At 62.6% G+C, this 23,242-nt stretch carries 24 protein-coding genes; 7 read left to right on the top strand and 17 right to left on the bottom strand.

Annotated features, from left to right (window positions below; genetic code table 11):
* Nucleotides 1-29: 29 nt before the first annotated feature.
* From fliD to O3297_RS04445, 7 genes are all read right to left on the bottom strand, one after another.
* Nucleotides 30-1,442, bottom strand: a complete 1,413-nt coding sequence (gene fliD, locus O3297_RS04415) for a flagellar filament capping protein FliD (protein WP_034787851.1) — start codon at nt 1,440-1,442, stop codon at nt 30-32.
* A gap of 89 nt (nt 1,443-1,531) precedes the next feature.
* The gene (locus O3297_RS04420; RefSeq protein WP_046684908.1) at nt 1,532-1,969 is read right to left on the bottom strand and encodes a flagellar export protein FliJ; all 438 of its coding nucleotides are present in this window, start codon (nt 1,967-1,969) and stop codon (nt 1,532-1,534) included.
* A gap of 8 nt (nt 1,970-1,977) precedes the next feature.
* A complete protein-coding gene (gene fliI / locus O3297_RS04425) occupies nt 1,978-3,288 on the bottom strand; it encodes a flagellar protein export ATPase FliI (RefSeq protein ID WP_034787854.1) in 1,311 nt (436 codons plus the stop codon).
* Complete coding sequence (gene fliH / locus O3297_RS04430; RefSeq protein ID WP_034787861.1) at nt 3,285-3,974, bottom strand: flagellar assembly protein FliH; 690 nt, start codon at nt 3,972-3,974, stop codon at nt 3,285-3,287. Before fliH ends, fliI begins: the two co-directional genes overlap by 4 nt.
* A complete protein-coding gene (locus tag O3297_RS04435; protein ID WP_034787864.1) occupies nt 3,971-5,011 on the bottom strand; it encodes a flagellar motor switch protein FliG in 1,041 nt (346 codons plus the stop codon). The genes fliH and O3297_RS04435 overlap by 4 nt, the downstream gene beginning before the upstream one ends.
* Nucleotides 4,989-6,719 (bottom strand): flagellar basal-body MS-ring/collar protein FliF, encoded by a 1,731-nt coding sequence (gene fliF, locus O3297_RS04440; protein WP_305047852.1) that lies wholly within the window; start codon nt 6,717-6,719, stop codon nt 4,989-4,991. The genes O3297_RS04435 and fliF overlap by 23 nt, the downstream gene beginning before the upstream one ends.
* A 60-nt stretch (nt 6,720-6,779) precedes the next feature.
* Complete coding sequence (locus O3297_RS04445) at nt 6,780-7,118, bottom strand: flagellar hook-basal body complex protein FliE (RefSeq protein ID WP_034787870.1); 339 nt, start codon at nt 7,116-7,118, stop codon at nt 6,780-6,782.
* A gap of 623 nt (nt 7,119-7,741) precedes the next feature.
* Here O3297_RS04445 and O3297_RS04450 point away from each other — a divergent pair.
* The 7 genes from O3297_RS04450 to O3297_RS04480 are packed head-to-tail and all read left to right on the top strand — an operon-like array spanning nt 7,742 to nt 13,977.
* Nucleotides 7,742-8,542: a FliM/FliN family flagellar motor switch protein gene (locus O3297_RS04450; RefSeq protein WP_305047853.1), complete on the top strand. Its 801-nt coding sequence runs from the start codon at nt 7,742-7,744 to the stop codon at nt 8,540-8,542.
* A 1-nt stretch (nt 8,543) separates the two neighbouring features.
* Entirely contained in the window at nt 8,544-8,909 is a 366-nt protein-coding gene (locus O3297_RS04455) for a FliM/FliN family flagellar motor switch protein (protein ID WP_034787877.1), read from the top strand.
* Nucleotides 8,906-9,676, top strand: a complete 771-nt coding sequence (gene fliP, locus O3297_RS04460; RefSeq protein ID WP_305047854.1) for a flagellar type III secretion system pore protein FliP — start codon at nt 8,906-8,908, stop codon at nt 9,674-9,676. Before O3297_RS04455 ends, fliP begins: the two co-directional genes overlap by 4 nt.
* Nucleotides 9,677-9,679: 3 nt before the next feature.
* On the top strand, nt 9,680-9,952 hold the full coding sequence (locus tag O3297_RS04465) for a flagellar biosynthetic protein FliQ (RefSeq protein ID WP_034757874.1): 273 nt from the start codon (nt 9,680-9,682) through the stop codon (nt 9,950-9,952).
* An 11-nt stretch (nt 9,953-9,963) separates the two neighbouring features.
* Nucleotides 9,964-10,764, top strand: a complete 801-nt coding sequence (locus O3297_RS04470; RefSeq protein WP_070253621.1) for a flagellar biosynthetic protein FliR — start codon at nt 9,964-9,966, stop codon at nt 10,762-10,764.
* On the top strand, nt 10,754-11,893 hold the full coding sequence (gene flhB, locus O3297_RS04475; RefSeq protein WP_034787883.1) for a flagellar type III secretion system protein FlhB: 1,140 nt from the start codon (nt 10,754-10,756) through the stop codon (nt 11,891-11,893). Before O3297_RS04470 ends, flhB begins: the two co-directional genes overlap by 11 nt.
* A complete protein-coding gene (locus O3297_RS04480) occupies nt 11,890-13,977 on the top strand; it encodes a flagellar biosynthesis protein FlhA (protein ID WP_070253620.1) in 2,088 nt (695 codons plus the stop codon). The genes flhB and O3297_RS04480 overlap by 4 nt, the downstream gene beginning before the upstream one ends.
* Before the next feature lie 68 nt (nt 13,978-14,045).
* Here the strand turns inward: O3297_RS04480 and O3297_RS04485 are convergent, their stop codons facing one another.
* From O3297_RS04485 to O3297_RS04530, 10 genes are all read right to left on the bottom strand, one after another.
* Nucleotides 14,046-15,152, bottom strand: a complete 1,107-nt coding sequence (locus O3297_RS04485; RefSeq protein ID WP_305047855.1) for a hypothetical protein — start codon at nt 15,150-15,152, stop codon at nt 14,046-14,048.
* A gap of 57 nt (nt 15,153-15,209) precedes the next feature.
* Nucleotides 15,210-16,085: a flagellin gene (locus O3297_RS04490; protein WP_305047856.1), complete on the bottom strand. Its 876-nt coding sequence runs from the start codon at nt 16,083-16,085 to the stop codon at nt 15,210-15,212.
* 181 nt (nt 16,086-16,266) lie between these two features.
* Nucleotides 16,267-17,142, bottom strand: a complete 876-nt coding sequence (locus O3297_RS04495) for a flagellin (protein WP_230541908.1) — start codon at nt 17,140-17,142, stop codon at nt 16,267-16,269.
* Between the two features lie 243 nt (nt 17,143-17,385).
* A complete protein-coding gene (locus O3297_RS04500) occupies nt 17,386-18,261 on the bottom strand; it encodes a flagellin (protein ID WP_230541908.1) in 876 nt (291 codons plus the stop codon).
* Between the two features lie 164 nt (nt 18,262-18,425).
* Nucleotides 18,426-19,433, bottom strand: a complete 1,008-nt coding sequence (locus O3297_RS04505) for a Rieske 2Fe-2S domain-containing protein (protein ID WP_305047857.1) — start codon at nt 19,431-19,433, stop codon at nt 18,426-18,428.
* Between the two features lie 5 nt (nt 19,434-19,438).
* Nucleotides 19,439-20,071, bottom strand: coding sequence for an acetyltransferase (locus O3297_RS04510; protein ID WP_305047858.1), 633 nt, complete (start codon nt 20,069-20,071; stop codon nt 19,439-19,441).
* A 40-nt stretch (nt 20,072-20,111) separates the two neighbouring features.
* Entirely contained in the window at nt 20,112-20,867 is a 756-nt protein-coding gene (locus tag O3297_RS04515) for an SDR family NAD(P)-dependent oxidoreductase (RefSeq protein WP_305049601.1), read from the bottom strand.
* A gap of 7 nt (nt 20,868-20,874) precedes the next feature.
* Nucleotides 20,875-21,930 carry a ketoacyl-ACP synthase III gene (locus tag O3297_RS04520; RefSeq protein WP_305047859.1) on the bottom strand — a complete coding sequence of 352 codons (1,056 nt, stop codon included), beginning with the start codon at nt 21,928-21,930 and terminating at the stop codon, nt 20,875-20,877.
* Between the two features lie 2 nt (nt 21,931-21,932).
* Nucleotides 21,933-22,151, bottom strand: coding sequence for an acyl carrier protein (locus tag O3297_RS04525; RefSeq protein WP_305047860.1), 219 nt, complete (start codon nt 22,149-22,151; stop codon nt 21,933-21,935).
* A 67-nt stretch (nt 22,152-22,218) separates the two neighbouring features.
* Complete coding sequence (locus tag O3297_RS04530) at nt 22,219-23,235, bottom strand: 3-oxoacyl-ACP synthase III family protein (RefSeq protein WP_305047861.1); 1,017 nt, start codon at nt 23,233-23,235, stop codon at nt 22,219-22,221.
* Between the last annotated feature and the right edge of the window lie 7 nt (nt 23,236-23,242).

Consider the following 23,242-nt stretch of genomic DNA (forward strand, 5'->3'; position numbering starts at 1 on the left):
ACTGTGGCGGCGCGGCAGGCACGTCCGCCTTAGGATTTATCGTTGCTAAACATGGCATCGAACATGTCCGAATTCCGGGTCATTTGCTCCTGCAATACTTGCAGTCGGGAATATTGGTCCAGGAAACGGGTGTAGGCAGTGTTGTACTGGTTGGTCAGGCGCTCGGCGCTCTTGGCCAGGCTTTTCTGCAACTTGTCCGTCGCTGCCATGCGCTGGGTGATCTGGCCTTTGGTGACATTGCTCCACTGTCCCAGCACCTTGTCCAGGCCGCCGAGCACGCCGGCTGGGGCCGACAGGCTGTTATTGCCGAACAATTTGTCCAGGCCGCCAGGATTGTCCGCCAGCTTGGCCGTCAGCTTGGCCGTATTCAGGCTGATCGTGCCGTCGCGCTGGGCGGTAATGCCATACGCTACCAGCGATACGCCATCGACGTTCAGGCGCAAGGCATCGCCCATGCTGGTGCGCAGGGCGTTCAGGCCGGAGTCGTGGGCAAAGATGCCGGCAGCGATATTTTTTTCCGGATTGCCGGGACTGGCCAAGCCATCCATCACGCTTTTCAGCTTGTTGTAGGCATCGACGAAGGCTTGCACATTGGCAATGGTGCCGGCGCTGTCGGTGCCGACGGTCACGGTAACGGGGCTCTCGCCTGCCGTCATGGCCTTGGTGAACGTCATTTTCACGTCAGGCACGTTGGTGAAGGTATTCGATGCCTGGGTGATCTTGGTGCCGGAACCCTGCGCGCCCAGCCAGACGATGGCGTCCTTCGGTGCCGCGATGGCTTTTATGTCGCTCTGCAGCGCTGACTTCAGGCCCGCATCCGTCACGCTGTTGGTATCGATCGAGACGGCATTGGCCACGCCGGTGAGATTCGACGTCAGCACCAGTTGCGCCTGGTTGCCGATATTGATGACGGAAGCGGTGACACGCGCATTATTCTTGCTGTTGCCATTGATGGCGGCGGCGATCTCCTGCGGCGTCAGGTAGGCGTCGCCATCCTTGTTGGCGGCGGCCAGGTCGATGTCGAAGGCGTTGTCGGCGGTGACGGCAGCCAGCGGATCGCCGAGGCGGATGGTCATGTTGCCGCCGTTGGCTGGCGTGGTGCTGCTCAAGCCGCCATACGAGGTCTGGCTGGCCGTGGCTAGTTGTTCGACAAAGAACGCGTAGCTGCCAGGCGCCGCCTTGATGCCGGCCGTGCCCGTGCCATACGCGGTATTGCTGAAGGTGGCGGACTGGCTCAGTACCGATTTGCTGGACGTCATGGTCGTCATCGCCAGCTGGAATGCCGAGATGGCCGATTTCAGGTTGCCCAGCGCGCTGCTGGTGTTGTTGGCCAGCGTGGTCTGATTCGCCAGGGCTGCCTTTTGCGCCGCCACCGATTTGGTAGCCAATTGTTCTGCTGTGACGATCGGATCGTATCGTGGTGCGGTAATTACGTTTGCCATGCCAGACTCCTGAATAAAGGGATATACCGGTACAAGGCGACCCCCATTCCCGTTTCGTGAAGTTTTCCTGAAAGAAACTTACACAAACCTCATTTTACCTGCCCGCGGAACCAGAATTGCGTCGCCAGCTCGTCTTGCCGCTTGGCATCAACTCGGTGTTGCTCATTTGCAACATGCTTTTGCTTTTGCGTCAGCACCTGGTCCAGCACTTCGCGCTTGGCCCAGGCCGTATTCAGCGCGCGTTGCGAAACGGCCATGTTGGCTTCGTGCAGGTGAAGGTCGGTACGGTGCTGGTCGGCCATCTGCATCACGGCTTGCTTGAAGTTGCCGCAGTTGACGGACAGGGCCAGGGGCAGGGCGCCGCTGGGGCCGCTATCTGTGTACAGGCCCGTGAGGCGCTCCAGGTTTTTCTGGTAGCGCTCGCGCACGGCCGTCTGCGCCGCCATTTCGCCTTGCAGGCGTTCCACTTCGGTGCTGCGCAGGCCGACCAGGGTGGTCAGGTTGCGGATGGTATGCGCGTCGCTCACGTATGCTCCTAGGCCATGATCTGTTCAAGTTGTTCGATGCACGGTCCCATCGGCGCCTCTTCCTTGGTGCCCTGGCACAGGAAGGCTTCGATGGGTGCGTGCAGCTGGACGGCGCGGTCGGTGATCGGGTCGGCACCGGGTACGTAGGCGCCCAGCGGGATCAGGTCGCGCACGCGCGCATGGCGCGCCATCGACGCTTTCAGCGCGCGCGACGCCTGCATGTGGCTGGGCGTGATCACCTGCGCCATGCAGCGGCTGATCGAGGCCGCGATGTCGATGGCGGGGTAGTGGCCCCGCTCGGCCAGTTCGCGCGTGAGCACGATGTGGCCGTCGAGAATCGCGCGCGCCGTGTCGACCACGGGGTCCTGCTGGTCGTCGCCTTCGGCCAGCACCGTGTAGATGGCGCTCATGCTGCCTTCCGGGTGGGCGCCGTTGCCGGCGCTTTCCACCAGTTGCGGCAAGTTCGAGAAGACGGACGGCGGGTAGCCGCGCGTGGCCGGCGGCTCGCCCAGGGCCAGCGCCACTTCGCGCAAGGCCATGGCATAGCGCGTCAGCGAATCGACCAGCAGCAGCACGTGCTTGCCCTGGTCGCGGTAATGGGCGGCGATCGAATGGCACAGCTCGGTGGCCATGATGCGCATCAGGGGCGACTCATCGGCCGGCGCGATCACCAGCACGGCCTTTTTCAAGCCTTCGGCGCCGAGCGACTTTTCCACGAATTCGCGCACTTCGCGGCCCCGTTCGCCGATCAGGCCGACGACGACGACATCGGCCACCGTCTGGCGCGTGATCAGGCCCAGCAGCACGCTCTTGCCCACGCCGGAACCGGCCATCAGGCCCACGCGCTGGCCCTTGCCCAGGGTCAGCATGCTGTTGATCGCCCGCACGCCCACGTCCAGCGGTTCGACCACCGGTTGTTTCTTCAGGGGATTGATCTTCGGTGGCGTGACTTCCAGGATGTGTTCGCCACCGAGGCGGCCCAGGTCATCGATCGGCTCGCCGAGGCCATTTACCATGCGGCCCAGCCACGAGGGGCCGATCTGCAGGCTGGCCTTGTCGGGCAACGGGAGAACTCTGGCGCCGGTGGTCAGTCCTGTCGCCTTCTTGAATGGCATCAGGTAAGACAGTTTTTCGCGAAAACCGACGACTTGCGCATCGAGCCACTCGCCGCTTACAGTTTCAATTTGACAACGCTGGCCCGTGTGCAGGCGGCAGCCGGCGCTTTCCAGCAGCAGGCCGGAGGCGCCGACCAGGCGGCCGGTGGGTGTCGCGACCGGGATATCGCCGATCTCGAAACTGCGCAGCGTGTCGGCGATCATGCAGGCGCGCCCTGGTCCGCGTGTTCGGCGGCCAGCGCCAGGTGGCTGCTGACCTGTTCCATGCAGGCCGACAGGCGCTGATGGCAGCCCGCGTCGACTTCATTGTCGCCCGCCTTGATGCGGCATTCGCCCGCGTCGAGGCGCGCGTCGGCGATCAGGTTCCAGCGCTTGGCGCGCTTCGGATCGAGTTCGCTGATGCGTTTCAATTCTTCCGGATTGAGGAAGACGTCGATTTCTTCGCGCGTGGGCGGCATCGAGGCCAGGGTCTCGTCGACCAGGGCCAGCAATTGCACCGGCTGCAGCGCCAGTTCCGCGCGGATCACCTGACGCGCCACCTTGGCCACCAGGTCGACCACTTCCTTGCGCTGCGCTTCGCGGTAATCGGCGCGCACTTTTTTCAGGTCGCGCAAGATGGCGTCGACAGGGCGGGCCAGGCGGTCCAGGGCCACCAGGGTTTCATTGCGGCCTTCTTCGCGGCCCTGCGCCATGCCATCGTTGCGTCCGGTGTCGTAGCCGTCCTGCTGGCCTTGCACCAGGCCCACTTCGTAGCCGTCGCGCTGGCCCTGCTCGAAGCCTTCCGAGACGGATGCCTGCCACTGGCCATCCGTGTCCTCGTTGGAGGCGCGCTGGCCGGCGGCGATGAATTGCGACAGGGGCGGGAAACGATACGAGCGGAAGTGTTTCATTCGATCACCGCTTCGGCAAACAGTTGCACTTCGATCTCGCCCGCATCGGCGAGGCCCTTGACGGTGGCCATGATTTCCTGGCGCGTCTGTTCGATGCGCGACAGCGGCACGGGGCCGGAACGGCGCATCATGTCCTCGAAGCTCTGCGCCTGGCGGCGCGGCATGGTTTTCAGCACGGCGTCGCGGATCGACGGTTCCGCGCCCTTGAGGGCGATGGCCCACTGTTCCATCGGCACGTCTTCCAGGATGCGCGTGAGCGTGACATCGCTCTGCGTGGCCAGGATCAGGAAGTCGTACATGCTCAGCTCGATTTCCGACACCACTTCCGGGTCATGCGCGCGCAGCAGTTCGACCAGCGCGGCGCGGTTGCCCGGCATGCGGTTGAGAATCTCGGCCGCCTGGCGGATGCCTTCCACGCTGGTGCTTTGCGTGTCGAGCGTGCCGAGGCAGCGGCCCACCAGTTCGTCGAGCTCGACCAGCAGGTCGCGGTCGATCTCGTCCAGGCGTGCCAGGTTCAGCAAGACCAGGTCGCGTCCTTCGACGGGCAGGGCATCGAGGATCTGGCCGGCCAGCGCGGGCGGCAGGAAGGCCAGGAATACGGCTTGCATCTGCACGTGTTCGTTGACGATGTATTCGGCCAACCATTTCGGCGAAGCCCACTGCAGGCGCGCCATCTTGGGGCGGATCGCGTCGCCGTAAATATTGTTCAGCACGCTATTTGCGATATCGCTGCCCAGCGCCATGTCCAGCGAGCGCTTCAGGTAGCTGCGCGAGGCGCCGTGCACGCCGCTTTGCTGGCGGTAGTCGTCGAAGAAGGTCTGCATGGCCGTTTTCACGGATTCGACCTTGATGCCGCTCATGCGCGACATCACTTGCGTGACTTCCAGCAATTCTTCACGCGACAGGCAGCGCAGCACATTGGCGGCCTGTTCTTCGCCGATGCTCAGCAGCACGATGGCCGCCTGTTCCACGGGGTTCAGGCTGACGCTTTCGTATTCTGCGCCGTCGGAGGGATTATTGTTGTTGAGTTCGGCCATTTTTCTGCATCCATTGTTTGACGACTTCGGCGACACGCTCGGGTTCTTTTTCAGCCAGCACTTTCAAGTGGTCGACCATCACGTCGACCGCCGAGCCAGGTGGCGGCAAGTCATAGTTTTCCAGCAGCGGCACGACCGGCATGTTGCCGGCGGCGGCCTCGCCTTCGAGCGCCAGCGGGCTGCCATTCACGCCCAGGGCAGGCGCGCCGGCGGCGGCCACGCCATTCGCGCCGGCGGCGCTGTTGCCGCCCAGTGCCAGGGCGGGATCGAGCTGTTTCAGTGGCGGCGGCGCCAGGCGCGTGGTCAGCAGGCGCAGCAGCGGACGCAGGATCAGGAAGTAGCCGAGGATGGCGCCCAGGGCGTACAGCAGCCAGCTGCTGAAATCGACGACGGTATCGCGCTCTTCCCACCACTGCGCCACGGGCGGCTTGGCCGGGAAGGCCAGCGCCGTCAGGCTCAGGCTGTCGCCGCGCTGGGCGTTGATGCCCAGGCCGCTGCTCAGCATTTTTTCAATATTGCCCAGTTCGGCAGGGGTCCAGCCCGTTTTCGGATTCGGTGCGGCGGCGCTGTTGAGGACGACGGCGACGCTGAGTTTTTCCAGGCGGCCACGGCTGCGCTTGATCTGCGTGATGCTGCGGTCGTAGGCGTACTGGCGCGTGGTGGCGTTCTTGCGGGCCGTGCCATCGTCGGATGGCTTTGGCGCGCCATCGGCGGGGGCGCCACCGGCGGCGTCGGCCGGTGCCGGCACGGCGGCCGCTGGCGGACGGTTCGACAGGCTGCCGGGAATGCCGGCCACGGTGCGGTTGCGTTCCTGCTCTTCGCGCATCGCTTCGCTCGTCACTTTCGGGGCTTCGCCGTATTTTTCCAGCGTTTCGTCCACGCGGTCGTTGTTCACGGCGGCCGTCACGCTGAGCTTGAAGTTGTCTTCGCCGATGACCGGGCCCAGCAAGCCCGTGACGTTGCGGCGGATTTCATCCTGGAAGCGTTTCGCGCCTTCGTTGCCGGCGGCCGAGGCATCGAAGCCATCCGTCAGGTCGATGTGCGAGGACAGCAGGTTGCCGCTCTGGTCGACCAGGCTCACGCGCGTGGGCGCCAGGCTGGCGACACTGCCGGCCACCATGTTGATGACGGCGGCGATCTGTTCCTGCGCCAGGGTGCGGCCCGGTTTCAGCGCCACCACGACGGAAGCGGAGGATTTGTCGCCGTCGCTGGCGACAAACGAAGTCGATTTGGCAATCGACAGATGGACGCGCGCCGAAGCGATCGCGTCCATCGTCATGATGCTTTGCGCCAGTTCGCCTTCCAGGCCGCGGCGGAAGCGCACGTCCTGCACGAATTGGGAGACGCCCAGCGGGTCGTTCTTGTCCATCAGCTCCAGGCCGGCCGGCAGCTGCGCCGTCACGCCTTTCGAGGCGAGCAGCATGCGCACCTTGCCCAGCATGGCGTCGGGCACCAGCACCTGGCCGCTGTCCGGATGCAGGCGGTAGGGGATGTGTTCCGCGTCCAGGGTGGCCATCATGTCCGTCACGGCCACTTTTTCGCGCGCGCCAAACACCGGCTTGTAGTTGGCCTGGTCGCGCCAGGCATACATGGTCACCATGGCGGTGATGCCGATGGCCAGCACGACGATGGGAACCAGGTTTTTCAGCAGGGCGGGCGGAATGGCGGGCTGGGCGCCAAGGCGCCAGCGCGCAAATGCGGACTTCATGGGGGTAATCACTTGGGGTAACTTTCGCTGGGAGGCTGGGCGTGGATCAGGACGTGAAGATTACAGAGGCAGTTTGATGAGTTCGTCGACGGCGCCCATGACCTTGTTGCGCACTTGCATCAACATGGAGAAGGACAGGCTCGCTTCCTGGCTGGCCAGCATGGCGCCGACCATGTCGTCGCTTTTGCCGCTGTCGACGTCGCTCATTTTTTGCGCAGCCATGCGGTCATCGCCGTTGACCTTGCCGATGGCGTCTTTCATGCTTTGCGCAAAGGAGAAGCCGGATTGTTCCGGCGCGCCGAACTGGGCGGCAGGCGCGATGCTGGCGCCTAGGGCGCGCGCGTCATTGCTCAGTGCTGCCAGATCGGCCTTGATCAGACCTGCGAGTTCGTTGCTCATCTTGCCCTCTACTTTCAATATGCGGTGACGTATCAATCAGAAATTACTGGTGTTGCCATTCCGGCAGGCACTACATCCAATGCCATCTTGCCTGGCCCGATTTCAGGACCCATCAGTTTTATCAGTTGCCACACCATCCGCTCAAGCAGACTCAAACAAACCCAGCAAACCCACGCCAACATGATTTACATGGCCATGATAACTAATATTTATCTGATAAAAGTTTCTGCTGGTGGCAATAAGAAGGACTGGAAACTGCCATAAAAACCGGAATCAGGTAAGCGGAATGGCGCACTGCAAATCACTATTTTGTCGCTATAAGCTTACCTCGGGGCAACTATAAAGTAAAGAGAGGATTGCCTCAAGGAATATTGATACATGGCAATATTTAGCATTTTCATGTATTGTTCAGCACCGTAGTCATCTAGCATGCGATACGATGCGCAATCGTTTGCTTGCGGATCGGTTTGCAAGGTCAAGATGATGCTGTATTTAATTTCGGGTGATCCGTATAATTTGTTCTGCCACCGCAATACGACATGACCCTCATGATAACCACTAAGACAGATCAAACTGTGCGCCATCAAGTCCTCGATTCTTGTCTGCTTGGACGTCCTGTCCATTTGCTGCATGTATTCGGCGCCCAGCTGCGCGACGACCTGGCCGTGGCCCTGCGCCAGCCGATGAGCCGTCGCTACTGGGGCAACTTCCAGATCGATGGCGTGAGCTTGTCGCGCGTGGAAAACGAGGACAGCGTGAACCGCTGGCTGAGTTTTTCCACGGCGGCCAGCCAGACGGGCTTTGCCCTTGAACGGCAGATACTCTTGAGCGTGCTGAACTATCGCTATGGTAGTGCCGGCGCCAAGGGTGCGCTGCCCGATCCGGCGCAGGTGCGCGTGACGGCCACAGAGGAGCGCCTCGCTGTGGTGCTGGGACAACAGTTGGTGAACAGCTTGTTTTCCCGCGTCCACAAGAACCTGCAAACCCTGGGCAAGAGCAGCGAAATCGACACCAGTGCCGAGGTCGCCGTACAGTCTGGCGTGCATCCGGCGCGCGGCAGCTGGATCGTCACCGTGGCGCTCAGCGACGTCGAGGCGGGGCAGAGCGGCCAGTTCTGGTTCTCGCTGGACAAGCGCCTGATGGCCGACGTGCTGCGCGGCTTGCTGCCCGAGCGCGCGCAAGCGAAGAAAGCCTTGCGTGGCAGCGTGCGCCCGCTCGCTTCGCGCCTGCAAGTGACCCTGGAAGGCCGGCTCGTCAGCAAACAGGTGCAGCTGGGTGCCTTGTTCGACCTGCGCGTGGGCGACGTGATTCCCGTCAGCCTGAGCCGTACCGACGTCATGCTCGACGACTCCCGTTTATTTACAGCTGCTGTTTCCGAACACAAGGGCAAGCTCTGTTTAACCTCATTTGAAGATGTCGAATAATATGAATCTGAACGATACCAACCAGAGCGAAACCCTGCTGGAAGACCTGGGCGATGACATGATCATCGACCAGAGCGACGTGTCCGACGTGGCCAGCGGCCGCGCGCGGCGCGACATTCCGCAGATGATGCGCAAGATTCCCGTCACCCTGACCCTGGAAGTGGGCTCGGCCCGCATCTCGCTGGAAGAGCTGATGGCCATCGGCCCTGAAAGCGTGATCGAACTCGACATGCTGGCCGGCGAACCGCTGGTGATCAAGGTCAATGGCACGCCGATCGGCCGCGCCGAAGTGGTGGTGGCCGGCGAGAACTATGGCCTGAAAGTCATCGACCTCGACGGCCTCAATCTCGACCTGATGACAGCATGAAGCTGGCGGTACCCAGTTTGAGCCGGCGCCGCGGCGCGCTGGCTGCCGCGCTGGCTGTTCCCGTTCTGATGCTGTGCTGCGCCGCCGCCGGGGCGCAGGATTTATTGTCCGGCGTGGTGCCGGGCGCGAAGACCGACCTGTCGGTCAAGATGCAGATCCTGGTCGTCATGACCCTGCTCGGGCTGCTGCCCGTGATGGTCATGATGATGACCAGCTTTACCCGCTTCGTCATCGTGCTGTCCCTGCTGCGCCAGGCCTTGGGCCTGCAGCAGGGCTTGCCCAACCGCATCGTCACCGGCATCGCCCTGATTCTCACCTTGCTGGTCATGCGCCCCATCGGCGACCAGGTGTGGAAGGAGGCGTTCGTGCCGTACGACCGCGACCAGATCGGCATGCAGGAAGCCCTGAAGATCGCCGAAGTGCCGATTTCGCGCTTCATGCTGGCGCAGACGAGCAAGGCCGCGCTGGCGCAGATCGCGCACCTGGCCGGCGAACCGTCGAGCATGCGCCCGCAAGACCACAGTTTCACGGTCAAGCTGGCCGCGTTTGTGTTGTCCGAACTCAAGACGGCGTTCCAGATCGGCTGCATGCTGTTCATCCCGTTCCTCATCATCGATCTGGTGGTGGCGTCCGTGCTGATGGCGATGGGCATGATGATGCTGTCGCCGCTGGTCATTTCGCTGCCGTTCAAGCTGCTGCTGTTCGTCCTGGTCGATGGCTGGACCCTGACCGTCAACACCTTAGTTACCAGCATACAGGGCTATTGATCCATGTTTACCCCTGAAGTCGCCGTCGACCTGATCATCGAAGCGTTGCATGTCGTCATGCTGCTGGTGGTGATCCTGGTCGTGCCGGGTTTGCTCATGGGCTTGCTGGTCGCGCTGGTGCAGGCGGCCACCTCGATCAATGAACAGACCATGAGTTTCCTGCCGCGCCTGCTGGTCACCTTGCTGGCCCTGATCCTGGCCGGACGCTGGATGGCCGGTTACCTGATGGATTATTGCGTGTCCATTTTTCAGCGCGCCGCCACCCTGGTCGGATAGCGCCGCGCGCCATGGATCAGATTTTCAATCAGGTGCTGCCGTTTCTGCTGGCCGTGTGGTGGCCGTTCTGCCGCATCCTGGCCATGCTCAGCGCCTCGCCCGTGATCGGCGACGCCATGGTGCCCGTCCCCGTGCGGGTGCTGCTGTCGCTGGTGCTGGCGATCCTGATGCTGCCCGTGATGCAGGCGTCGGGCGTGTCGCAGGACTTGCTGAAGATCGATCCGTTTTCCCTGCACGCCCTCGTCGCCACCCTGGAGCAGGCCATCATCGGCTTCGTCCTCGGTCTGGCCTTCCACTTCGCCATGTCCGTCATGTCGGTGCTCGGCTACCTGGTGTCGAGCCAGGTGGGTTTTTCCATGGCCGTGATGAACGATCCGCTCAACGGCACTTCGTCGGACGTGATCACGGGTTTGCTCACCATCATGTGCATGATCGTGTTTTTCGCCATCGACGGCCACCTGGTGCTGACGGGCGTGATCGGCGCCAGTTTCACGGCCTGGCCCGTGGGGCAGGGCTACGGGCCGCTGCTGCTGCAGACGGTGGCGTATAACGTGGCGTGGATCTTTGCCGCCGCCATGCTGCTGGCCTTGCCCATCGTCTTTTCCACCATGGTGGTGCAACTGGGCTTTGGCTTCCTGAACCGGGTGGCGCCGTCGCTGAACCTGTTTTCGCTGGGGTTTTCCATGATCACCATGTTCGGCCTGCTGATGCTGATACAGATCGTGCGCTTTATTCCCGAGCACTACATCGCCATGACCAACCGCGTGCTCGACATGATCCAGGAACAGATGCGGGTGGCCCATGGCGGATAGCAGCACGGGCGACAAGACAGAAAAGGCGTCAGCGCAGAAGCTGAAGAAATCGCGCCAGGAAGGGCAGGTGGTGCGTTCGCGCGACCTGTCGACGGCGCTCGGCATCCTGATCAGCATGAAGGTCTTCATTTATCTGCTGCCGGGCTATCTGCTGAGCTTTCGCGAGCTGTTCGCCATGGCCTTCATGCCGCTCGACAGCAAGGGCGCGCTGGAAAACGCCATGTCGATGGCGTTTACGACCTCGGTGGGCTTGCTGATCAAGATGATTGTGCCGCTGTTTTGCGTGCCCCTGTTTGTTGTGCTCGGTTCCTTGATTCCTGGCGGCTGGGTCATCAGCACGAAGAACTGGATGCCGAAGATGGAGCGCCTGAGCCCCGCCAAGAACCTGGGCCGTCTGTTTGCGCCCAAGCATGCTTTCGAATTCGGCTTGTCCATCGCCAAGGCCGTCGTGCTGGGCATGGTGCTCGTGCATGTGAGTCGCTCCAGCCTGACGCAGTACGTGGACTTGCAGCACCGGCCCTTGCAGCAAGCCATGCTCGATGGTTCCGCGCTGATGCTCGACGGCCTGATGGCGCTCATTTCCGTCTTCGTGCTGTTTGCCATCATCGACGTGCCGGCGCAGGCGTTTTTCTTTGCCCGCAACCAGCGCATGAGCAAGCAGGATGTCAAGGAAGAACATAAGAGCAGCGAAGGCCGTCCCGAAGTGCGCCAGCGCATCCGCCAGCTGCAGCAGCAGATCGGCCGGCGCAGCGTGCGCAAGACCGTGCCCGACGCCGACGTGGTGATCGTCAATCCCGAGCATTACGCTGTCGCGCTGAAGTATGACCAGGACCGCGCCGAGGCGCCGTTCGTCGTGGCCAAGGGCGTCGACGAGATGGCGCTGTATATCCGGCAAGTGGCGAAGGAGCACCATATTGAAACGCTGGAGTTGCCGCCGCTGGCGCGCGCCATCTACAACACCAGCCAGGTGCAGCAGCAGATTCCCGTGCAGCTGTACCAGGCCGTGTCGCAGGTGCTGAACTACATCCTGCAATTGAAAGCATTCCGGTCCGGGCAGCGTGCTGCCCAGCCCGTATTACCCACCGAGATGGCCGTGCCATCTCATCTGAGCGAGGTCGTACCGCCATGAATTTCCTGAACCGAGTGGTTGCTGAAATGCGCCGCCACAAGTTCGCCACGCCGCTGTTCCTGCTGGTGATCCTGGCAATGATCATCTTGCCGCTGCCGCCGGTGCTGCTCGATATCTTGTTCACTTTCAATATCGTGCTGGCACTGATCGTCATCCTCGTCAGCGTGTCGGCCAAGCGGCCGCTCGATTTCTCCGTCTTCCCGACGGTGATCCTGGCCACCACCATGCTCAGGCTGACCCTCAACGTGGCGTCGACGCGCGTGGTGCTGCTGCACGGCCATACGGGCGCGGATGCGGCCGGTAAGGTGATCGAGGCATTTGGTAACGTCGTGATCGGCGGTAACTTCGTCGTCGGTATCGTGGTCTTCGTGATCTTGATGATCATCAACTTCGCCGTCGTCACCAAGGGCGCCGAGCGTATCTCCGAAGTGTCCGCGCGCTTTACCCTCGACGCCTTGCCGGGCAAGCAGATGGCCATCGACGCCGACCTGAACGCCGGCTTGATCAACCAGGAAAAAGCCCAGATCCGCCGCAAGGACGTGGCCGCCGAAGCGGATTTCTATGGCGCCATGGACGGCGCGTCGAAGTTCGTGCGCGGCGATGCCGTCGCCAGTATCCTGATTCTGATCATCAACATGGTGGGCGGCGTGGCCATCGGCTCGCTGATGCACGACCTGTCGTTTGGCGATGCCTTCCGTCAATACGCACTCTTGACCATCGGTGATGGCCTGGTGGCGCAGATTCCGGCGCTGCTGCTGTCGGCCGCGGCCGCCATCCTGGTGACCCGCATCAGCGATTCGGGCGACTTCGAACAGCAAGTGGCGGGCCAGGTGCTGACGTCGCCAACGGTGATCTACAGCGCGGCCGGCATGATGGTGGCGCTGGCCCTGATTCCGGGCATGCCATGGTTCATGTTCATGACCTTTGCCGGCGTGCTGGCTTTTGTTGCCTGGCGCCTGACCAAGCGCGTGAAAGGACCCGACGCGGCCGGCATGGCCGCCATCGAGGCAGCCTTGCGCGACGAGCGTCCGGCCGAGCTGGAGTGGCAGCAACTGCCTGCCGTTCAGCCCTTGATGGTGATGCTCGGCTACAAGCTGGTTGGCATGGTGGATAAAACGCAAGGCGAACCGCTGAACAAGCGCGTCAAGGGCGTGCGCCAGAGCCTGTCCGAGGCGATGGGCTTGCTGCTGCCGAATATCGGCGTGCGCGACGACCTGGCCCTGAAACCGTCGCAATACGCGATCGTGCTGTCGGGCACCGTGGTGGCGCAGGCGGAAGTGCAGGCCGACCGCCTGATGGCGATCCCGTCGCCGAATGTGTATGGCCAGCTGGACGGCATTCCCGGCATCGAGCCGGCCTACGGCATGCCCGTCACGTGGATCGAACCGGGTGAGAAGGCGCATGCGCTGGGCCTCGGCTACCAGGTCATCGAGGCGCCCAGCGTGATCGCCACGCACTTGTCGAAGATGGTGCGCGAATACCTGCCTGAACTGTTCCGCCACGAAGACGTCTCGAACATGATGGAGCGCCTGACGGCCTTGTCGCCGAAACTGGCTGGCGCGCTGGACAAGGCGCTGACGCACACGCAACTGCTGCGCGTGTTCCGCGTCTTGCTGGCGGAAAATGTGTCGCTGAAGGATATCGTGCCCATCGCCACCACCTTGCTCGACAGCTCGGAAACGACCAAGGATCCGATCCTGCTGGCGGCCGAAGTGCGCTGCGCGCTGCGGCGCCAGATCGTCAGCGGGCTGTTTGGCCAGAAGATGGAAATGCAGGCGTTTAACCTGGGCGGCGAGCTGGAAAACATGCTGCTTGGCTCCCTGAACCAGGCGCGCCAGTCGGGCAAGGTGACCCTGGATAACTATCCGATCGACCCGCATCTGCTGTCGCAGCTGCAAGTGAATATGCCGGTGGCGCGCGAACAGATGAAGCAGCAGGCCACGCCGCCGCTGCTGCTGGTGCTGCCGCAGATCCGTCCGCTGCTGGCCCGCTATGCGCGCCTGTTCGCGCCTGGCCTGCATGTGCTGTCATACAACGAAATCCCGGAAAACCGCGAAGTGAGCATCATCGGCACGGTGGGGTAGGACGGTGACATGAAAAGAAAAACGGCGCTTCGGGCGCCGTTTTTTTATGCTGTATCAATTCTGTTGCGTCAATCCTGTTCGTCGATGGGCGGCAGCAGGTCGTGCTCCTGGCCGTCGGCCAGCAGCAGTACGGTGCCGCCTTGCGCCGTCTCTTCGTCGTCGCCATAGTCGTAACCGAGCGGCGCCGCCACTTCCTTCGAGACGACGATGGTTTCCTCTTCGGCCGCCGCCGCGGCTTCGCTGGCGGCGGGCGCATCGGGATTGGCCGCCGCTTCCGCTTCCGGCTGCGTCAGCAGCAGCGCCACTTCTGCCATGGCGCGGAACAGGGCCAGCGACAGCGAGGCGGCGCCCGCCTGCATCGGGTAGTTGCCGTGCACGCGCTGGGCATGCAGCTGGCGGTTCAGGCGGCAGCGCACCACGCGCAGGCCCGCGCGCCGTACGGCGTCGGCGATCTCGGGCAGGACCAGGCGCAAATGGCGCAATGCGGCTTCCTCGTCGGCGGCCAGTTCCAGCAGCACGCCGTCGCCGGCCGGTTCCATCTGGATCACGACCCGGCCGATGCCGATGATGATCAGTTCGACGCGCAGCGCCACCTTGCCGCGCCGCCTGGGCGTGGCATCTTCGTCTTCGTCGCTGGCCAGCACGCGCAGCAGCAGGCGCTGGCCGCCCCAGCCATATACGGCGAAGCGCCATGCTTCGCTGTCGACGCTCAAGGGCGGGCGGGCGCCTTCGCGCAGCAGGGCCGGTTGCTGCTCTGCCATGAACAGGTTGCCCGGCACGTGCTGGCCGCGCGCCTGCTCCTGCAGGGCCGCATATTGCTCGCCATACGTCTTGACCATCACGCGCCACGAGGCGGCCAGCTGCGCCGCGTCGGGTGGTTGCCAGACCAGCTGGCGCGTGAAGAAGAGCTGATTGACCTGCATGGCGCTGCTGTCGCGCGGCATGGCGCCGCCCGTGCCATCGGCATTCGGCTTGATGAGGGACGCCAGGCTGTCCTGTCCCTTCTGTTGCAGCTGGGCGGGCAGGGTGCCGGCGTCGGGCGCGGGCGCCATGTAGGGGCCGATGGGCACCAGCGGCTGGACCACGCCCGGCACCATCGGCGTCGCGGGGCTGACGTCGAAGCGCTGGGTAATCAGGGGCACCGGGTTGCCCGATGAGATGCGGTCTATCGCCATGCCATTGCTTCCTGCTGATACATATTCATCCGATCCGCCATCGCGCCCTGCCAGTCACTATTGTAGTAAAGAAAGAATCAGCTTGCTCATGCTCTGGCTTTGCTTGAGCATGGCCGTGCTCGCTTGCAGCAGCATTTGGGCCGAGGTCATGTTGGCGCTTTCGGCCGCGTAATCGACATCCATGATGCGGCCGATGGCGGCCCTGGTATTGGTGATCATGTTCGACAGGTTGTTGTAGACGTGTCCGAGCCGGTTCGCGGTGGCGCCCAGCGCCGAGCGCACGCTGCCGACCTTGTCGACGGCCGCCGCCAGCATGTCGATCATGCCGTTGGCGCTGCTGTTGCTGGCAAATTCGCTGCCGGCTGTGGCGCCTGGCGCGAAATTGACGGAGATCGCCTGCAGGGCCGCATCCAGGCCGGCCATGTCGCCCGACACGTTGAACTGCATGGTCTCGCTGCCGGTGGCGCCGATCTGGAACGTCATGGCTTGCGACAGGGTGCCCTTGCCGGCGCTGCCGTTGCCCAGCAATAAAGTGCCGCCGTAGCGGGTGTTCGTCATCACGTTGTACAGCTCGGCGCCCAGCGCATCGTATTCGCCTTGCATGGCCTCGCGGTCCTTCTGGTTCGACGAGGCGTCCGCCGCCTGGGTGGCCAGATCCTTCATGCGTACCAGCATGCTGGTGACTTCGCCAAACGCGCCTTCGGCCGTTTGCAGCAGGGAAGTACTGTTTTGCGTGTTGCGCATGGCCACGGCCATGCCGCTGGTCTGGGCGCTCAGCCTGGTAGCGATCTGCAAGCCGGCCGCATCGTCCATGGCCGAGTTGATGCGAAAACCGGTGGAGAGGCGCGTCATCGACGTCGACAGCATTTGCTGGGCCCAGCCCATGGCCCGCTGGGCTGACAGTGCGGCAGTATTGGTATGAATGCTCAGCACGCGGCGGCTCCAGTAGACGATTGTTCGGTGTTCTACCTTGTATAGGCGACTATGCCGGCAACATCGTTAAACGTGATGGCAATTTAGTTCAATATGCGGGAAATGCCAGACACGGCAGGCGAAAAAAAAGCCAGACCGGAGTCTGGCTTCGAGAGACTGGCCGCGAGCGGCCAAGTCACTATTATTGCAGCAGGGACATGACCATCGAGGACATGCTGTTGCTTTGTTTCAGCATCGCGGTGCCAGCTTGCAGCAGCATTTGCGACGACGTCATGTTCGAGCTTTCGGTAGCGAAGTCGGTGTCCATGATGCGGCCGGTAGCGGCTTTGGTGTTGGTGGCGATGTTCGACAAGTTGGTGTTGACGTGGTCCAGACGGTTAGCCGTCGCGCCCAGTGCCGAACGCAGGGTGCTGACGCTGTCGATGGCGGTAGCCAGCAGGCCGATGTTGGCGTTGGCGTTGGACGTCAGTTCCGTGGCGCCTGTCGCGGCGGCGCTCGAGAAGTTTGCGCTCAGGCCGGTCAGGGCGGCGTTCAGCGTGCTCAGGTTACCCGATACGTCGAACGTCATTTTTTCGGTCGAGCTGGCGCCGATCTGGAACGTCATCGAGGTCGACAGTGTGCCGTCAGCGGCGGCGCTGCCTTTGCCCAGCAGCTTGGTGCCGCCGAACGTGGTGTTGGTCATCACGTTGTACAGCTCTTGGCCCAATGCATTGTATTCCGCTTGCATGGCGGTCTTGTCATTGGCGGTCGACGAAGCATCGGCTGCCTGGGTCGCCAAGTCTTTCATGCGCACCAGCATGTTGGTCACTTCAGCGAACGCGCCTTCTGCCGTTTGCAGCATCGAGGTGCTGTTTTGCGTGTTGTTCATCGCAACGGTCATGCCGCTGGTCTGTGCTTTCAGGCGGGTGGCGATCTGCAGGCCGGCAGCATCGTCCATGGCCGAGTTGATGCGGAAGCCGGTACTCAGGCGCGTCATCGAAGTCGACAGTTTGGATTGGGTATTCGTGATCGAATTTTGTGCCGACAGGGAGGCAGCGTTGGTGTGAAGGCTCAGCATGGTGTCATTCCTAATTAGGTGGTTACGGTGAGGAGCGACGATTTATCTGCTCCTATCAGTACAAGACGACCGTGCCGCCGCCTTAATTAAATGCTTTAAGGAAATTTCTTAAAAAAAATGGTATTTGTTGCTTCGTCAGCCCGTCCGGTACGTGTTGTGGCGTACCTGCGCCAGCTGCGCACGAAAAAAAAGCCAGACCGGAGTCTGGCTTCGAGAGTCTGGCCGCGAGCGGCCAAGTCCATATTATTGCAGCAGGGACATGACCATCGAGGACATGCTGTTGCTTTGTTTCAGCATCGCGGTGCCAGCTTGCAGCAGCATTTGCGACGACGTCATGTTCGAGCTTTCGGTAGCGAAGTCGGTGTCCATGATGCGGCCGGTAGCGGCTTTGGTGTTGGTGGCGATGTTCGACAAGTTGGTGTTGACGTGGTCCAGACGGTTAGCCGTCGCGCCCAGTGCCGAACGCAGGGTGCTGACGCTGTCGATGGCGGTAGCCAGCAGGCCGATGTTGGCGTTGGCGTTGGACGTCAGTTCCGTGGCGCCTGTCGCGGCGGCGCTCGAGAAGTTTGCGCTCAGGCCGGTCAGGGCGGCGTTCAGCGTGCTCAGGTTACCCGATACGTCGAACGTCATTTTTTCGGTCGAGCTGGCGCCGATCTGGAACGTCATCGAGGTCGACAGTGTGCCGTCAGCGGCGGCGCTGCCTTTGCCCAGCAGCTTGGTGCCGCCGAACGTGGTGTTGGTCATCACGTTGTACAGCTCTTGGCCCAATGCATTGTATTCCGCTTGCATGGCGGTCTTGTCATTGGCGGTCGACGAAGCATCGGCTGCCTGGGTCGCCAAGTCTTTCATGCGCACCAGCATGTTGGTCACTTCGGCGAATGCGCCTTCAGCCGTTTGCAGCATCGAGGTGCTGTTTTGCGTGTTGTTCATCGCAACGGTCATGCCGCTGGTTTGCGCTTTCAGGCGGGTGGCGATTTGCAGGCCGGCAGCATCGTCCATTGCCGAGTTGATGCGGAAGCCGGTGGAGAGGCGCGTCATCGAAGTCGACAGTTTGGATTGGGTGTTCGTGATCGAATTTTGTGCCGACAGGGAGGCAGCGTTGGTGTGAAGGCTCAGCATGGTGTCATTCCTAATTGGGTGGTTGCGGTGAGGAGCGACTTTTAGCTGCTCCTACCAGTACAAGACGACCGCGCCGACACCTTAATTAAATGCTTTGAGGAAAAATTTTGAATTGTTTTCCGGCCTTGCCACAGGAAGGGGGAGCATGCCCCCTGTACTGCGGCCTAGTTGCCGGCGGCAAGCAGGCAAGCGCGGAAGTGGGCAATTTTCTCTTCGTCGCTGGACAGTATGTCAAAGCGGGGGGTGTCGGCCGCATCTTTGGCGATGCGTTTGCAGATGGCATGATCCTCCTCAAATACCTGACGGTTCATGCGCGCGCTGGAATCGAAAAAGCCTTGCAGCGCGGCCGCACTGGATGCACTGGCGGCGGCATTGAGCAGGCGGCTGGAAAAGTGCGTGCGCCACGGCTGCGCGGACGGGAAGAAGTGTTGCAGCGAATAGGAATACGAATAGGTCGACGAGAGCATGGTAAATGGAAACAGGTACAGGCTCTGATAACCTTCGTATTGCTGGTCCAGCTGGAACAGGCGTTTGATGGAACGTAATTTTTTTGCCATGGGCGCGTTGCCCAGTTCCGCCTGCCACACGGAGGTCCACGGCGTAAACTGATTGCTGCCATCGCCAAGCTGCAATTCGGCCAGCGATTCCGGATGGACGAAGGGCACGTGCAGCGGTTCCAGCGCATTTTCCAGCGCGAGGCGCCAGTCACATTCGTAGGTATAGGCGTTGAGGTCGCTGCGCCCCGCGATATTGAAGGAGATATCGGCCAGCAGCGCGTAGGTGTTGCCCAGCTGCTCGTCCAGCGTCATGCGTGGCGCTGGCGCGGCGAACAGGAAGTCGGCACACCAGTCCAGTTGCAGGGTATGCAGCTTTGCGTTCTCCAGGTCGGCTTGCGCATACCGTTCGCGGCATGGGATATGCATGGCGCCAGCGCGGTAGGACCAGCCATGGTAGGGGCAGGCCAGCGGCGCGTTGCCGTGTGTCTCGGTGAAAAAACGCGTGCCGCGGTGCGGGCACAGATTGTCGAAGGCGAGCAGATTGCCCTGGTCGTTATATACGACCACTTCCTCGCCCAGCCATTCCAGTTTGAGATAGTCGCCGCTGGACGGCAGTTCGCTGCGATGGCACAGCAGGTGCCAGAAATCGTCGCGTAGTTGTTGTGCTTGTTGCATGGCATTCATAAGGTCTTGGCCGGTTGGGCATATACGGTGGCGCCATCGGCAACGCGGCGCATCACTACTGCGCCGGCGCCGACGGTGGCGCGCTCGCCGATGGCGACGCGCGGCAGGATGGAGGCGCCCGATCCCACCATGACGGCCGCGCCCAGGCGCACGGCGCCCGTGATGTCCACGTGCGAACTGAGCGTGCAGCCCTTGCCTAGCACGGCGTCATGGCCGACGCTGGAGTAGCTGTTGATGGTGACGAAGTCCCCCACGTCGCTGCCGGCCGAGACAAGGGCGAATGGACAGATGACGGCGCCTTGGCCCAGGCGGGCCGTGCGGGCCACGATGGCGCTCGGGTGGACCAGCGTGTGGAAGCGCGCGCCGCGCGCCGCCAGTTCCTCCGCGATACGCAGCTTGGCTTGCGGTGCGCCGATCGCCAGCAGCAGCGCGTCGTCGGGCGCCGGCTCATAGTAGCTGATGCTGCCGAGCACGGGGTAGGCATAGTTGGCGTCCAGCGCGGGCATCGCTGGCATGGTGTCGTCCAGCAAGCCAACGATGCGCTCGTTGGCCGGATCGAGACTGTCTTCCAGCCAGCACAGCAGTTCACGGGCAAAGCGGCCGGCGCCGACGACGATGATATTTTTCATGCAATTTCCAATAGGTGATTGGGCGGATGGGCGTGCCGCGTCAGCGTGCCAGGTAGCCGCCGTCGACGGCCCAGGTGGCGCCGCTGACCCAGCGTCCCGCCGGCGACAGCAGGAAGGCCGCCGTTTGCGCGATATCGTCGCTGCTGCCAAAGCCCAGCGGATGGCGCAGCTGATAGGCTTGCATCGCTTCATCGGGCAGGCCGCGCGTCAGGCGCGCATGCATTTCAGTGGCGACGGCGCCGGCGGCAATGCTGTTGACGCGCATCGCGCGAGACGCCAGTTCCACGGCCAGCGCCCGCACCAGGCCGTCAATAGCGGCTTTGGCCGCCGAATAGACACTCATGCCGGATTGGCCGCTCTGACCTGCCACTGAGGACATGAATAGCAGCGCCGCGCCATCGCGCATCACGCCGCGCAGCGCAGCCGCGCGGCCCAATGCCAGTGCGGTCTTCACGCTGGACTCGAAGACGTCGTCAAACTGTTGTGATTTCGACAGCTTGACGGGACGCAGCAGTTCCACGCCTGCGGCGTGGAAGAGGCCGGAAAAGGGCCGGTCTGCACTGACCCGTTTCATGAAGTCGACGATGTGGTCGCCGCCATCGAGCGTCAGCGTTTCAGCCAGGTGGCCGTCGCCGGGCAGCGCCTGCAAGGTTTGCTCCAGGCGCTGCGCATCGCGGCCCGTGATCAGCAACTGGGCGCCACAGCGCGCCAGCAGCAGTGCCGTATCGCGGCCGATGCCGGACGAGGCGCCGGTGACAAGAATGCGCTGGCCAGCGAGCATGTCAGAAGTAAATATCATGGGATCAGATTTCTATCAGGCGGTTGACGCGCAGCGAGCCGAGATGCAGCATGGCGGCCGACCAGGAATAGCCGACGCCGAAGCCGAACATGGTCACGTTCTTGCCGTGCGCCTGCTCTCCGAGGCTGGTGCAGATCAGCAATGGAATCGAGGCGCTCGATGTATTGCCGTAGCGGTCCATGTTGATGGGCGCCCGCTCGGGCGGCAGCTTGGTTTTCTTGATGATGTGCTTGAGCATGAAGGTATTGGCCTGGTGGAACAGGAAAGCATCGATCTGTTCCGCGTCGCGTCCGGAAAAATGCAGCAGGTCGGCCACCAGCGGCGGGATGTTCTTCAGCGTGAAATTGAAGATTTCGCCGCCATCCATGTACAGCTTGGCCGCATCGCGCTGCGCCAGGCGCGCATCGTCGCCCAGGTAGGGGCGGCAGGCGCTGGCGGCCATCATCAGGTGGCGCTCGCCGCTGCCGTCGCTGCCCAGGATGAAGTAGCTGGCCGCTGCCGCGGGGTCGAATTCCAGCGCGCTGGCCGTGCCCGCGTCGCCAAACAGCAGTGCCGTGGCGCGGTCGCTGTCGTCGACCGTCTTGCTGATGGTGTCGCCTACCAGCAACAGCACGCGCCCGATGGCCTGGCCATCGAGCATTTTCGATGCCAGCCACAGGCCGTAGGCGTAGGCGGAGCAACCAAGGTTGACGTCGAACGCCACGCAAGCCTTGTGCAGGCCCAGGCGGCCGTGTAGCGCGCAGGCCGTGGCCGGCAGCACATAGTCGGGTGTCTGCGAGATGAAAATCAGCGCATCGACACTGTCGCGTTCCCAGCCCAAGTCTGCCAGCAGGGCTTCCGCCGCCGCCTGGCACAGGTCGGCCGTGGTTTGTCCTTCCAGCGCGCGTCGGCGCGACTGCACGCCGATCATCTTGCTCACGTCGGCCACGCCGGCGGCGCCAAAGCGCTCCTCGAACGCGGCATTATGAATTTCCGTGCGCGGCAAGGCGCATACGACGCCGCGCAAGGCCAGGTGTGCGGAGGTAAACGGCAAGCCCGAAGCGAGGCGCAGGCTGGACATGTTCAGGCCTTGACGGTGATCAATGCCAGTACGTCGGCCAGGGTGACGCACTGCGCCAGGGCCTGGCCATCGAGCATCTGGTCGAACAGGTCATCGACCAGCGCGATGGTGGAAATGATGGCCAGCGAATCCCAGGCGTAGTCGCCCAGGTTCAGTTGCGGCCCGATCTTGCCGGCGTCGATTTCCAGGATGTCGGCCATGCCGTCGAAAAATTCTTGCATAATCATTTCTTTCGGAATAAGTAACTGGTCAGTGAGCAGGGGGGCGTCCATGGATGGCCTGGCAGCGCTACAGCTGCACCAAGGTGCCGGCCCACGAATAGCCGACGCCAAAGCCCAGCAGCAGGGCTGTGTCGCCAGGATGGATACGGCCCGACTGGCGCGCCCGCGCGATGGCAATCGGTATGGTCGAGGAGACGGTATTGCCGACGGTATCGATTTCAATCACGAATTTGGCTTCCGGGATGCGGATCTTGCGGCGCAGGGCGTCGAGCATGAATTTATTTGCCTGATGGAAGATTACGTGGTCGATATCGTCCAGCGTCTTTCCTGCGGCATCGAGCAACTCCTGCATTGTACGCGGCACCGCGCCCAGTGTGAACTGGACGATCTCGGCGCCGTCCATGAACAGGTCGTCCTGGCTGCGCCAGTTGCCCGAGGCATCTTCGCTTTCCACCGCCGTGGCCGCGCTGCGCGGCAGGCGCATGGCACCGGCTGGCACGATCAGATTCTTCGCGCCGCTGCCGTCCGTGCCCAGCACGAAAGGCCCCAACCCCTGCTGCGTTGCGCCGCCGGATACCAGGCTGGCCGCCGCCGCATCGCCAAATAGGGTGCGCACGCTGCGGTCGCGCGGGTTGATGAACTTGGAATATGTATCGGCCGTCAGGATCAGCACCTGCTTGCGGATGCCGGCTTCGATCAGGCCCTTGGCCATCGCCAGCGCATACACGTAGCCAGAGCAGCCGAGGTTGATGTCCAGTGCGCCGCACGAGGTGGGCAGGCGAAGGCGCTGCTGCAGGACGCAGGCGCTGCTGGGCAGCAAATGGTCGGGCGCCTGCGTGCACAGGATCAGGAAGTCGATGCCATCGCGCTCGATGGCATGTTCGCTGAACAGCTTTTCTGCCGCATGGAAGGCCAGGTCGCTGGCCGTTTCATCGGCTGCGGCGATATGCCGCTCGGCGATGCCGGTCTTGTCGAAAATCTTTTGCGCCGACCACTCACCCAATTCCTGCGCCAGGGCGTCGTTGGTCAAGGTGGCCTGCGGCAGGTGATAGGCGATGGCGGTAAGTTGGGCGTGGTTCTGCATGCGGGGT

This window comes from Janthinobacterium sp. SUN128, assembly GCF_030587275.1.
In the GTDB taxonomy this organism is placed as follows: Bacteria; Pseudomonadota; Gammaproteobacteria; order Burkholderiales; family Burkholderiaceae_D; genus Janthinobacterium; species Janthinobacterium lividum.

Coding starts and splice junctions, on each gene's coding strand:
- O3297_RS04520 (WP_305047859.1), bottom strand. CDS start 21,930: ATGTCCAGCCTGCGCCTCGCTTCGGGCTTGCCGTTTACCTCCGCACAC.
- fliH (WP_034787861.1), bottom strand. CDS start 3,974: ATGAAACACTTCCGCTCGTATCGTTTCCCGCCCCTGTCGCAATTCATC.
- O3297_RS04435 (WP_034787864.1), bottom strand. CDS start 5,011: ATGGCCGAACTCAACAACAATAATCCCTCCGACGGCGCAGAATACGAA.
- fliP (WP_305047854.1), top strand. CDS start 8,906: ATGAAGCTGGCGGTACCCAGTTTGAGCCGGCGCCGCGGCGCGCTGGCT.
- O3297_RS04505 (WP_305047857.1), bottom strand. CDS start 19,433: ATGCAACAAGCACAACAACTACGCGACGATTTCTGGCACCTGCTGTGC.
- O3297_RS04510 (WP_305047858.1), bottom strand. CDS start 20,071: ATGAAAAATATCATCGTCGTCGGCGCCGGCCGCTTTGCCCGTGAACTG.
- O3297_RS04465 (WP_034757874.1), top strand. CDS start 9,680: ATGTTTACCCCTGAAGTCGCCGTCGACCTGATCATCGAAGCGTTGCAT.
- O3297_RS04480 (WP_070253620.1), top strand. CDS start 11,890: ATGAATTTCCTGAACCGAGTGGTTGCTGAAATGCGCCGCCACAAGTTC.
- fliF (WP_305047852.1), bottom strand. CDS start 6,719: ATGAAGTCCGCATTTGCGCGCTGGCGCCTTGGCGCCCAGCCCGCCATT.
- O3297_RS04495 (WP_230541908.1), bottom strand. CDS start 17,142: ATGCTGAGCCTTCACACCAACGCTGCCTCCCTGTCGGCACAAAATTCG.
- fliD (WP_034787851.1), bottom strand. CDS start 1,442: ATGGCAAACGTAATTACCGCACCACGATACGATCCGATCGTCACAGCA.
- O3297_RS04455 (WP_034787877.1), top strand. CDS start 8,544: ATGAATCTGAACGATACCAACCAGAGCGAAACCCTGCTGGAAGACCTG.
- O3297_RS04530 (WP_305047861.1), bottom strand. CDS start 23,235: ATGCAGAACCACGCCCAACTTACCGCCATCGCCTATCACCTGCCGCAG.
- O3297_RS04525 (WP_305047860.1), bottom strand. CDS start 22,151: ATGCAAGAATTTTTCGACGGCATGGCCGACATCCTGGAAATCGACGCC.
- fliI (WP_034787854.1), bottom strand. CDS start 3,288: ATGATCGCCGACACGCTGCGCAGTTTCGAGATCGGCGATATCCCGGTC.
- O3297_RS04485 (WP_305047855.1), bottom strand. CDS start 15,152: ATGGCGATAGACCGCATCTCATCGGGCAACCCGGTGCCCCTGATTACC.
- O3297_RS04500 (WP_230541908.1), bottom strand. CDS start 18,261: ATGCTGAGCCTTCACACCAACGCTGCCTCCCTGTCGGCACAAAATTCG.
- O3297_RS04445 (WP_034787870.1), bottom strand. CDS start 7,118: ATGAGCAACGAACTCGCAGGTCTGATCAAGGCCGATCTGGCAGCACTG.
- O3297_RS04470 (WP_070253621.1), top strand. CDS start 9,964: ATGGATCAGATTTTCAATCAGGTGCTGCCGTTTCTGCTGGCCGTGTGG.
- flhB (WP_034787883.1), top strand. CDS start 10,754: ATGGCGGATAGCAGCACGGGCGACAAGACAGAAAAGGCGTCAGCGCAG.